This window comes from Ilumatobacter nonamiensis YM16-303, assembly GCF_000350145.1.
Taxonomy (GTDB): Bacteria; Actinomycetota; Acidimicrobiia; order Acidimicrobiales; family Ilumatobacteraceae; genus Ilumatobacter_A; species Ilumatobacter_A nonamiensis.
The window spans coordinates 1-10,379 of sequence record NZ_BAOL01000070.1 but is presented as its reverse complement, the minus strand read 5'-3'; the positions used below and the strand labels follow the sequence as shown (position 1 = coordinate 10,379).

Below are 10,379 nucleotides of genomic sequence, written 5' to 3'. Positions count from 1 at the left end.
TTTCGAGCCGATCGACCATCACGTCGAACATCTCGGCCGCCTCACCCAACTCGTCGTTGCGCTGGACACCGGTACGTGCCGACAAGTCACCGTCGGCGACCATCATCGCCGCCGAACAGATGCGCTTCGCATCGCGCGCCACGGGTCGGGCCAGCAACATCGCGACGACGGCCGCGGTCAACACCGCGGGGATCAACGCCCACATCAAGAACTCTTGATCGTGCGGGCTGATGAACATCGTCTGTGCGGCAACCGCGATCATCATGATCGCCACGCCGAGCACGGCAAGATTGGCACCGAGGAACCGTCGACCGAGGCGGTTCATGCCGTGCGCGCGATGCTCGAGGTCACTCGCCAACGGAGCCCTCGACACAGCCACTGCCGTCACCCCTCGAACCGGTAACCGACGCCCCACACCGTGGTGATCCAACGCGGCTTCTCGGGGTCGGCCTCGATCTTGTTCCGGATGCGCCGCACGTGGACGGTGACCGTTGCCGAGTCCTGCCAGTCGGGCGACGATTGCCAGACCTGCTCGAGCAGCTGTGCTCGCGAGAACACCTGGCGCGGCGATGCCGCGAGGAACGCGAGCACGTCGAACTCCTTCGGGGTCATCTCGACGATCTCGCCGTCGAGGCGAACCTCGCGAGCGAGCGGGTCGATCGAGAGCCCGTCGAACTCGATCGGCTGCGGGGAGCTGGCCTCGCGATTGCCCGCACGACGGAGCACACCGTTGACGCGTGCGGCGAGTTCGCGCGGCGAGAACGGTTTCACGACGTAATCGTCCGCACCCAACTCGAGTCCGGCGACACGATCGGATTCCTCGGCGCGCGCGGTGAGCATGATCACCGGAATGTTGCTCGTGGAGCGCACGCGGCGCAGGATGTCGAGTCCGTTGACCCCGGGCAGCATCATGTCGAGCACGACGAGATCGGGCGGCTCGGCATCGAGCAGTTCGAGCGCCGTGGTGCCGTCGGCCGCTTCGGCCACCTGGTGTCCGTCCCGGCGGAGATAGCCGACGACGACCTCGCGCACGGTCGGTTCGTCATCGACCACCAGAACGCGCGCTCCCGTCATGTGGACAGCCTTGCGGGTTCCCGCGGGGCATTCAACCCGCGGTGATCGCAGTTTCCGGTTTGGTTCCGTCTCGCGACGCGTCGAGCAAGGAGCGGCCGAGCCAGTACGGAACGATCTGGCCGAGGGCGAGATTGAGACCACCGATCAGCAACACGATGCGCATCAGGGTCACGTCACGGTCGAGCCCGTCGCGGGTCTCGACGGCGACTTCGCGCGCATCTCCGATGTTCGTTCGATACTGATCGACGAGCAGATCGCTCCCCGCGAGTTCCGAGCTCACCTCTTCGACGTCGGCGGCGAGCACGACGATCTCGTCCTCCAGCTCATCGAGCGAGGTCGAGAACTCGCCGAGTTCGGTCGAGGTCTCCTGGAATTCTCCAGGAAGGTCCTCGAGCGTGGCGGCGATCTCGCCGATCGTCTCGCCGAGACCCTTGTCCGGGTCGTAGTCGGGCCCGAACGGAATCTCCGACAAGCCACCGAGCACGTTGTCGATTCCGGTGCCCAAGTCCTCGAGCTCCCCGAGCGCCGAACCGGCGTCCTCGAGAGCCGGCCCGACGACGGTCGTGAGATCGTCGATCTCGGCGAGCACGCCGTTCGTCGTCTCGAACGAGTCCGCCAATGCCGTCAACGACGAAGCGGCGGACGCGATCGAGTCGGTCGTCGCGGCGAGAACCCGGTCGGCGACGTCGATCGTGGCCGCGACCGAGTCGATCGTCTCGATCGTCACGTCGAGCGATCGACGCGTCGACGAGTTCAGCTGCCCGACGAGCTGCCACGCCACGACGGTTCCCACGAGCGAGACAACCAGACCGATCGCCGCCACGGTCACCATGAGCTTCCCGACGGTCGTGCGCCGTGAGCGGAGTCCTGAACGGTTCATGACGTCACTCCACCCGAATCCGACGGCGGAGGAAGTACCACGAGATCGACAGGTACACGAGCATCGTGGCGGTGAGCCCGACCACGTCGACGGGTTCCGGGCTGACACCGCGCAGGAGGATGTCGCGATAGATCCGCGTCCCGTAGGTGACCGGCATCGTCCACGACAGCGCCTTCACCGGATAGCTGAAGGCATCCAGGTCGAGGAAGAATCCGCCGAAGAACAGCCCGGCGAGGAGCGCCAGCAGTGCGTACTGGACCGCCTGGGTGTCGGTTCGTGAGGCGAGCGAGATACACAGACCGAGCCCGATGGAGGCAACCAGGAGCAGCGCGGTCCCACCGATCAGCCATCCCACGTCTCCCCGCATCGGCACGTCCAACCCCAGGGTGAGCGTGGCGAACAGCGCCGCCGCCGCACCCGCGCCGATGAACGCGAAGGCCGCGACCTTGCCGAGCACGATGCGGCCCGATCCGATCGGGCCGACGCGGTACAGCTCGAACAGGCCCGCAGCACGATCGGTGACCAGACTCAAGGCAGCGAACGTGAGGACCATGTGCTGCACCAGCAGCGCGACCGCGCCCGGAGCGAAGAAGTCGGACACCGAGATCGACTCGCGCTGCAGGTTGGTCGTCTCGCCGGCGAACGGGCGAACGATCACGGTCGGGTCCAGGGTCGTGACGAGATCACCCTTCTCGGCCACCTCTGCCACCGCCGCTTCGAGGGCGTCGAGGTCCTCCGCGGTCATGTCCGAATCGGCGGCGAGGTCGGCAACCAGTTGCTCCAGGTCGGTCGCCGATCCGACCAGGTCGTCGAATTCCCCACCCGTGCTTCCATCGAGTTCGGTCGCGAGTTGCTCCGAGACGTCGACGATGTTCACCACCGACGCGGAGGATTCCTCCAGCTCGGTGACGAGCGATCGGATCTGGCCCTCGTCACCTGACTCGAGGGCGGTCGACAGTTCGCCGACCGCGGCGCCCGCCCGGTCGATCCCCTCGTCGAAGGGGACCAGTACGCCTTGTGCCTCCGCGACGACCCGTTCGAGGATCTGGGCATTGAGCTCCTGGACCGCGACCTGCGCCGACACCTCGACGGTCGTCACCTGGATCGGATCGATCTTGTTGTGCAGCACCTTGATGGTGGCCTGTTCGCCCGAGAGGACGTCGTTGACGGGGTCCGCGGGCAGCACGACCACGAGGTCGATGTCACCCTCTGCGAGACGGTGTTCGGCGTCGACGACGTTCCCCGAGTACCCGGCGTAGTTGACGTACTGCTCCATCTCGTCGGCGAACTCCTCGAGCGACGACTCGTACATGCTGTCCTGCGGACCCACGAACGCCGTGTCCAACACCGTGTTCTCGGCGTCGAAGCCGACCGCGAACAGACCGAGCACGAGGAACGGTCCGACGACGAGGATCAGCAGCAGTCGTGGTTGGCGCAGCACAACCAGGACTTCCTTGCGGAACAGCCCGGCGAACTGGACGACCGGGCGCAGCCGGCGTGCCGCGAGACGGCGATCGCTCATCGTTCGCCCTCCCCTGTCTCGTTCGCTGACTCGTGTGCCAACTCGGCCGCCGACCCGTCCGCATCGATCGTCTGCTCACGATCGGGCGCGTCGACCAACGCGATGAACACCTCGTCCCAGTCGGGCGGGACGGCGGCGGTGGACGCGACCTCGCACGACGGCAGCACCGCCGAGCACACTCGCTGGAGTTCTTCAGCGTCGACGTTGGTCGTGATCCGCACGACTCGGTCGCCGATCCGCTCTGCACTGACGACGGCGTCGTGATCGCGAAGCTCACGAATCGCCTCCGCCCGCACGTCGTCCGTGAACGACACGTCGAAGGGTTGCCCACCGTGGGCACGCAGGAACAGTTCGTCCGGCGTGCCGATGGCGGCCACTCTGCCGGCGGCCAGCATCGCGACGACGTCGCAATCGGCTGCCTCGCCGACGAACTGCGTCGAGATGACCAAGGTGACACCGTCGTCGCGGAGGCTTCGGAAGTGCTCCCAGAAGCGTCGCCGCAGGATCGGGTCGATCCCGGCGGTCGGTTCGTCCAGCATCAGAATCTTCGGCCGGTGCACGAGCGTCGCGGCGAGCGCGAGCCGTCGCTGCATGCCACCGGACGACTCGCTGACCAGTTTGTGATCGTCGTCGCTGAGCTCGACCAGGTCGAGGAGTTCGTCGAGCCGCCGCTTGCGACGGAACGGAACCCCGTTCAGCGACGAGTGGAAGTGGAGATTGTCTCGGAGCGAGAGGTCGTCGAAGAGCACCGGATGTTGCGGGAGGTAGCCCAGTTCGGTTCGGTCACCGGTGGACAGCATCGACGGCGCGGAGCCGAGCACCTCGAGTTCACCCTCGTCCGGACGGTAGAAGCCCGTCGCCAACCTCACGCTCGTCGTCTTCCCGCAGCCCGACGGACCGATCAGGCCGACGATCGTGCCCGGGTCGACGCGCAGCTCGATGTTCCGCAGCACCCAGTCGTCGCCGAAGCGCTTCCCGACGTCGTGGAACGAGATCGCCGGAGCCGACTCCCCGCCCGCCTCGCTCATGCGTCGACGAAGATCCGGTCGACGACGTGGACCACGCCGTTGTCGACCTCGATGTCCGCGCGCGTCACCGTGGCGTCTCCGACCATCACGGTGTCGCCCTCCACGGTCACGTCGAGCGTGGTGGCGCCTTCGGTCTCGACCGACGACATGTCCGAGAGCGCCGCGGCGTCCACGGTGTCGGCCACGATGTGACGACGGAGCACGTCGTCGAGTTCGGTCGGGTCGGCGAGCAGATCGGCGAGATCGCCGGCGTCGAGCGACTGGAACGCCTCGTCGGACGGCGCGAAGAAGGTGAAGTTCTCGGTCCCGACGAGTTCGGTGACGTCGATCTCCTCGACGATGGACGCGAGGCTCTCCATCCCGTTGTCGGCGAGTACGTCGGCCAGATCGCCGCCGGCCTCGTCGATGTCCTCCGCGGCCTCGTCGACGTCGTCGCTCACGTCGTCGACCTCGTCGCTCACGTCGTCGATCGCCGACTCGCTGTCGTCCACGCCGGCCGACGAGCACGCCGCCCCTGCGATCAGCATGGCGGCCGCCAGTGCGGCCACCCTCGATGTCGTTGCTCGGATGTACATGCTCCTGCCCCCGTGGTCATGCGAACGCCTGACGCGTTCGTCCTCACCACGATTCACCGGGAGTGCACCGGTCAAACCTGCCGCGTGGGCGCGGCGATCACCCCCGGAGTTCCTCGGGTTCAGGGGGCGAGGCGGTGGATGTGCCAGGTGTTCGTGACGGGGTCCGGGCGGTAACGGAGGCGGTCGTGGAGGCGACTGGGGCGGCCTTGCCAGAACTCCCATTCCGACGGGATCAGCAGCCATCCACCCCAGAACCCCGGCCGTGGGACGTCCTCGCCATCGCCGAACTGCTCCTCGACGACGTCGATGCGCCGTTGCAGCTCACTGCGGTCGGCGATCACCTCGCTCTGCGGTGACGCCCACGCTCCGAGTTGGCTCCCGCGGGGTCGACCCGCGAAGTACTCGTCCGACTCCTCCACCGACAACCGTTCCACGGTTCCACGCACCCGCACCTGACGGTGCAGATCGAGCCAGCCGAACACCGCCGATGCCGCTGGAGTCGCGTCGAGTTGTCGGCTCTTCGCGCCGCTGTAGTTCGTGAAGAACGAGAACCCGCGAGCGTCGGCACCACGTGCGAGCACGATCCGCGCGTCCGGCACACCGTCCAGCCCGACGGTTCCGAGCGTCATCGCGTTCGGTTCGGCGACGCCGGCGTCGTACGCCTCGTCGTGCCAACGCTGCCATTGCAGCATCGGATCGCCGTACACGTCATCCACGTCGAGCCCCGCGGTCTCGTACTGCTCCCGACGGTCGCGGATCAGGTCGGCGTCGCGCGAATCGACCATCGGATCACTCGGACCGGATGACCGTCAGCCCGCGCATGTACGGGTGGAGGACCTCGGGAACGGTGACCGAGCCGTCCTCGTTACGGAAGTTCTCCACGATCGCCGCCCACACCCGGGGCACGGCCAATGCCGACCCGTTCAGCGTGTGGGCGAACTCGGTGCCCTTGACCGGCTTGCCGTCCTCGTCGTGTCGCTTGACCCGGATCCCGGCACGCCGCGCCTGGTAGGCGCCCAACCAGCTGACCGACGAGACCTCGAGCCACGCGTCGGCTCCCGGAGCGTAGACCTCGACGTCGTACGTGCGGTGGTGGCTCTGGCCCATGTCACCGGTACAGATCTCGATCACCCGGTACGGAAGACCGAGGCCCGCGATCGCCATCTCCGCTCGCGCGACCATGTCGTCGAGGAGGTCGGGTGCTTGCTCGCTCGTCGTGTACGCCATCATCTCGACCTTGTCGAACTCGTGCGAACGCAGCATCCCGCGCGTGTCACGGCCTGCCGAACCCGCCTCACGTCGGAACGAGGCGCTGTACGCCATCAGACGGATCGGAAGTTCGGTGTCGTCGAGCGTCTCCTGCGCGTAGACCGAGGTGAGGGGCGCCTCGGCGGTCGGGCTCGCCCAGAGGTCGTCGCGTTCGATCGCGTAGGCATCGTCGGCGAACTTCGGAAGCTGGCCGGTCGCGGTCAAGGTGGCGGTGCTCACGAGCGACGGCACCCGCACCTCTTCGTGGGCGTCGGCGTTGAGGTCGAGCCCGTACTGACACAACGCGCGGGCGAGCGTCGCCCCGGCACCGCGTTGCATCGTGAACATCGCGCCCGAGATCTTGGCGGCCCGCTCGTTGTCGAGGATTCCGAGTTCGTCGGCGGCCTCCCAGTGCGGCACCCGCTGATGTTCCGGATACTCGTTGAGCAGACCGATCGGCCCGATCACGACGGGGTTGTCGTCATCGCTCGCACCGTCGGGCGCGTCCGGGTGAGGCATGTTGGGGATGCCGAGCAGCAGCTCATCGAGCGCAGCCGACACCTCCTCGTGTTCGCCGGCGAGTGCCTTCTCGGATGCGCCGAGTTCCCGGCTCTCGGTCTGCAGAGCTTCGGCGTCGTCGACACGACCATCCCGTCGCAACGAACCGACCTCCTTGGACAGCAAGTTGATTCGCGCGCGGATGTCGTCGCGCTCACGAGCGATTGCCAGGAGACGTTCATCGAGGCGCGCCGCGTGGCGGACGTCGTCGATGATCGCCGGCCGGTGGCGACGGGACAGTGCTGCGGTGACAGCGTCGAGGTCGGTCCGCAGCAGGCGTTGGTCGATCACGGAATGCGAGGCTACTGGCGCGGTCCCGGCGATCTCGCGCCGGTTCCCCTGCCCCGGTGAGCGAACCGACACCACGGTGGCGGTTGGCTCACCGCTCTCGTCTCGACCTGGTCACCGGTGAGCGAAGAGACACCACGGTGGCGGTTGGTTCACCGCCGATCGGGGGAAGTCAGTCCTCGACGTGGGCGCGGCTGGCGGCGAACGCCTTCTCGACGTCCTCGGTGGTCATCGGGGCCTCGGTGGTGTCGGCGATCTCGGCGTCGGGAATGACCGTGCCCGGAGCGCGGCGATAATCGTGCGCGGTGTCGTATCCCACCGCGAAACGCTTGAAGAAGATGAAGACGACGATCGTCCAGAGGAAGAGGCCGCCGGCGGTCTTCATGATCGCCCCGGCGAGTTGCTGGTCGATCTGGACGCTCCAGCCGAAGACCCGGACCGGAATGTCGTAGCTCTTGTACACCGCGCCTTCGGCGAAGGTGAGCCACGCGGCGGGCACCGTCGGCACGACCGACATCAGGAAGAGATAGATGCACTTGCCGAGCGGGCCGATCTGGAGTTCGGGGAGCGGTCCGCACACCGGCATCCACATCAGGAGCGACAACATCACGACGAGGAAGTGCAGCGAGTAGTGGAGCGGTCCCGACTCGACCGACGCGGTGACCATGCCGGGAATGTGCGTCACCATGATCACGAGGTTGAACAACACGCCGGCGATCACCGGCTTGGCCATGAACGTGACCACCCGATAGAGCTGTCCGTCGCCGACGAGCACGCGCATCAACCACGTCGGCGTGGCCAAGAGCGCGAGCGGCGGCAGGAAGTAGCTGAGCATCATGTGCTGCAACATGTGCGCCGAGTAGAGGTACTCCTCGGAGATGTCGTGCATCGGCCAGTCGGAGGCGACCCACAGCATCAGCATCGCGGCACCGAACGCCACCTTGTTCTTGGTGGTCACGGGGGCGACGCCCGCCGGAACCGCCTTCGGTCCGATCACCCGGATCATGTAGACGTACGCGGCGACCAGGAACCCGACGAGAATCCACACCTCGGGATGCCACTGGAAGGCCCATGGTTGGACCTCGGAGGAGACCTGCGCGATCACGTGCTCAGCCTACGACCGCTCCGGCCGCGGTGTCACCCGTCGAAGACCCGGAACGTCAGCAACGCCACGATGTACACGAACACGGCCAGGAACAGGCCGGCGTAGAACATCCAGCTGAACAGCCGGTTGTCGAACCGCAGGTGCATGAAGAAGCTCACGACGATGAAGAATTTGATCGCCATCATGAACAGCAGCAGCGGAACGAAGACCGCACCGAGATCGATGTAGCTCGCCGCGACTTCCGCCGCCGTGATGACCGCGAGGATGATCGCGATCACGACGTACTTGTTGTCCGTCAGGTGTTCGGCGCCGTGGTCGTGGTGACCGACTTCGAGACCGGTGTCGTGATCGATGCTGGTGTGCCCGGCCTCGTGCTCGGTCGAGTGCACCTCGGCGTCGGGAGCGGTGGTTGCGTCAGCGTTCATGGTCACTCCTGGTCAGGCCGGGATGAGGTAGACGAGCGTGAAGATGATGATCCAGATGACGTCGACGAAGTGCCAGTACAGGCCGACCATCTCGACCGATTCGGCCTTGTCACCGGAGATTCGGTTGCGCCGGATCATCGCCATGGTGGCGAGCAGCATGATGATGCCGACCGACACGTGCACGCCGTGGAATCCGGTGAGTGTGTAGAAGCTCGACGCGAACAGGCTCTCGGTGTACCCGAGACCCTCACGGTAGAAGGTCGTGAATTCGTAGACCTGACCGGCGACGAACAGGCCGCCCAGCACCGCGGTGACGATGAGCCACAGGCTCGTGTTGCGGTCGTCTTTGCGGTTCGCTGCCGACACCGCCATCACCATCGTGAGCGATGACATCAGCAGCACGAAGCTCGAGGCCGACGTGAACGGGATGTCCCACAGTTGGTCCGGGCCGACATCAGCGCTGTGCCGGTTGCGGTAGAGCATGTAGGTGGAGATCAAGCCACCGAACAGGAGGCATTCCGAACCGAGGAACAGCCACATTGCCAGCTTCGTGTTCGAGAGCCCGAGCGACGTGTGGTGTCCACCGCCGGGGTGACCTTCGACTTCTTCGCCCGACTCGTGCCCGAACCGCCTCGCCGCGTCGTCGTGGTCGGCGGCGTCCTGGTCACGAGCGTGATCCTCGACGATCTCGATCGCTTCCTTCACGGTGTCGATGACGATGTCGTCCTTCGTCTCAGACATTGGCCAGTTCCTTGCTCGTCTCGTCGCCCGCAGCCGGCGGGTCGAAGTCGGAGTCGTCGGCGTCGGCGGGCTCGAGCGCCCAGCCGAACATCGCCGCCATGGCGATGGCGGCACCGAGGACGATCAACCAGGTCGTGTAGATCACGCCGTAGGCCATGATCGGCAGCGCGAACGCGAGCACCAACGGCCAATAGGACGGCGCCGGGAGGTGCACGTGGGCATCGCCCTTCGCCTCTTCCTCGGCCACGAGTTCTTCGAGCGTGGCGCGCCGCACGTAGTCGTGCTCGTCACCTTCGCCGACGTCTTCGTACTTGCGGTGGAAGACCTCGTCGAGCGCATGCACGGTCGGCGTGCGATCGAAGTTGTGCACCTTCGGCGGACTCGTCGTGAGCCATTCGAGCGAACGCGCGTCCCACGGGTCGAGCGGTGCCGCCGGTTGACGCCGGTGGATCACCAGCGCGTTGATGAAGAACACCAGGACGCCGATGGCCAGGATGAACGTGCCGATCGTGGCGACGAGGTTCCACATCCCGAGGTTGAAGAATCCCTCACCGGCACGGGCTTCGGTCCACACGTACATGCGACGTGGCTGGCCCTGGAGCCCGATGATGTGCATCGGCCCGAAGGTCATGTTCATCCCGACGATCATCAGCCAGAAGTTCCACTTGCCCCATGCCTCGTTGAGGCACTTGCCGAAGATCTTCGGCCACCAGTAGTAGAGGCCGGCGAACAGGCCGAGCACACCGCCACCGAAGATCACGTAGTGGAAGTGGGCGACGATGTAGTAGGTGTCGGTCTGCTGCGTGTCGGACGGGGCGACGGCGTGGGTGACGCCGGAGAGACCGCCGAGCGTGAACTGCACGATCAGACCGATCGCGAACAGCATCGCCGTGGAGAACCAGAGCTTGCCGCCCCACATCGTGAGCGTCCAGTTG

Annotated in this window: 12 protein-coding genes; all 12 read right to left on the bottom strand. The window is 66.2% G+C overall.

Going from position 1 to position 10,379, the window contains the following annotated elements:
- A partial coding sequence (locus ON45_RS08315; protein ID WP_148288582.1) for a HAMP domain-containing protein occupies positions 1–379 on the bottom strand: 379 nt, incomplete at its 3' end.
- Between the two features lie 5 nt (positions 380–384).
- Positions 385–1,074 (bottom strand): response regulator transcription factor, encoded by a 690-nt coding sequence (locus ON45_RS08310; protein ID WP_040493185.1) that lies wholly within the window; start codon positions 1,072–1,074, stop codon positions 385–387.
- 31 nt (positions 1,075–1,105) lie between these two features.
- Positions 1,106–1,954: a hypothetical protein gene (locus tag ON45_RS08305; RefSeq protein ID WP_040493184.1), complete on the bottom strand. Its 849-nt coding sequence runs from the start codon at positions 1,952–1,954 to the stop codon at positions 1,106–1,108.
- A gap of 4 nt (positions 1,955–1,958) precedes the next feature.
- Complete coding sequence (locus ON45_RS08300) at positions 1,959–3,476, bottom strand: ABC transporter permease (protein WP_040493183.1); 1,518 nt, start codon at positions 3,474–3,476, stop codon at positions 1,959–1,961.
- Complete coding sequence (locus ON45_RS08295; protein WP_051062733.1) at positions 3,473–4,504, bottom strand: ABC transporter ATP-binding protein; 1,032 nt, start codon at positions 4,502–4,504, stop codon at positions 3,473–3,475. The genes ON45_RS08300 and ON45_RS08295 overlap by 4 nt, the downstream gene beginning before the upstream one ends.
- Entirely contained in the window at positions 4,501–5,052 is a 552-nt protein-coding gene (locus tag ON45_RS21270; protein WP_051062732.1) for a fasciclin domain-containing protein, read from the bottom strand. Before ON45_RS21270 ends, ON45_RS08295 begins: the two co-directional genes overlap by 4 nt.
- Before the next feature lie 146 nt (positions 5,053–5,198).
- A complete protein-coding gene (pdxH, locus tag ON45_RS08285; RefSeq protein ID WP_040493182.1) occupies positions 5,199–5,864 on the bottom strand; it encodes a pyridoxamine 5'-phosphate oxidase in 666 nt (221 codons plus the stop codon).
- Positions 5,865–5,868: 4 nt separating this feature from the next.
- The gene (gene serS, locus ON45_RS08280) at positions 5,869–7,176 is read right to left on the bottom strand and encodes a serine--tRNA ligase (protein WP_040493181.1); all 1,308 of its coding nucleotides are present in this window, start codon (positions 7,174–7,176) and stop codon (positions 5,869–5,871) included.
- Positions 7,177–7,345: 169 nt separating this feature from the next.
- The gene (locus ON45_RS08275) at positions 7,346–8,278 is read right to left on the bottom strand and encodes a cytochrome c oxidase assembly protein (protein WP_040493180.1); all 933 of its coding nucleotides are present in this window, start codon (positions 8,276–8,278) and stop codon (positions 7,346–7,348) included.
- A gap of 32 nt (positions 8,279–8,310) precedes the next feature.
- Positions 8,311–8,703, bottom strand: coding sequence for a cytochrome C oxidase subunit IV family protein (locus ON45_RS08270; protein WP_148288580.1), 393 nt, complete (start codon positions 8,701–8,703; stop codon positions 8,311–8,313).
- 12 nt (positions 8,704–8,715) lie between these two features.
- Positions 8,716–9,444 (bottom strand): cytochrome c oxidase subunit 3, encoded by a 729-nt coding sequence (locus tag ON45_RS08265; protein WP_040493179.1) that lies wholly within the window; start codon positions 9,442–9,444, stop codon positions 8,716–8,718.
- Positions 9,437–10,379 (bottom strand): aa3-type cytochrome oxidase subunit IV (locus ON45_RS08260; protein WP_040493178.1); only part of this gene is annotated, 943 nt, incomplete at its 5' end. The genes ON45_RS08260 and ON45_RS08265, both read right to left, overlap by 8 nt.

Excerpts from the sequence above, each read along its gene's own strand:
- ON45_RS08300 (WP_040493183.1), bottom strand. The coding sequence starts at position 3,476 with ATGAGCGATCGCCGTCTCGCGGCACGCCGGCTGCGCCCGGTCGTCCAG.
- ON45_RS08270 (WP_148288580.1), bottom strand. The coding sequence starts at position 8,703 with ATGAACGCTGACGCAACCACCGCTCCCGACGCCGAGGTGCACTCGACC.
- ON45_RS08305 (WP_040493184.1), bottom strand. The coding sequence starts at position 1,954 with ATGAACCGTTCAGGACTCCGCTCACGGCGCACGACCGTCGGGAAGCTC.
- ON45_RS08265 (WP_040493179.1), bottom strand. The coding sequence starts at position 9,444 with ATGTCTGAGACGAAGGACGACATCGTCATCGACACCGTGAAGGAAGCG.
- ON45_RS08295 (WP_051062733.1), bottom strand. The coding sequence starts at position 4,504 with ATGAGCGAGGCGGGCGGGGAGTCGGCTCCGGCGATCTCGTTCCACGAC.
- pdxH (WP_040493182.1), bottom strand. The coding sequence starts at position 5,864 with ATGGTCGATTCGCGCGACGCCGACCTGATCCGCGACCGTCGGGAGCAG.
- ON45_RS08310 (WP_040493185.1), bottom strand. The coding sequence starts at position 1,074 with ATGACGGGAGCGCGCGTTCTGGTGGTCGATGACGAACCGACCGTGCGC.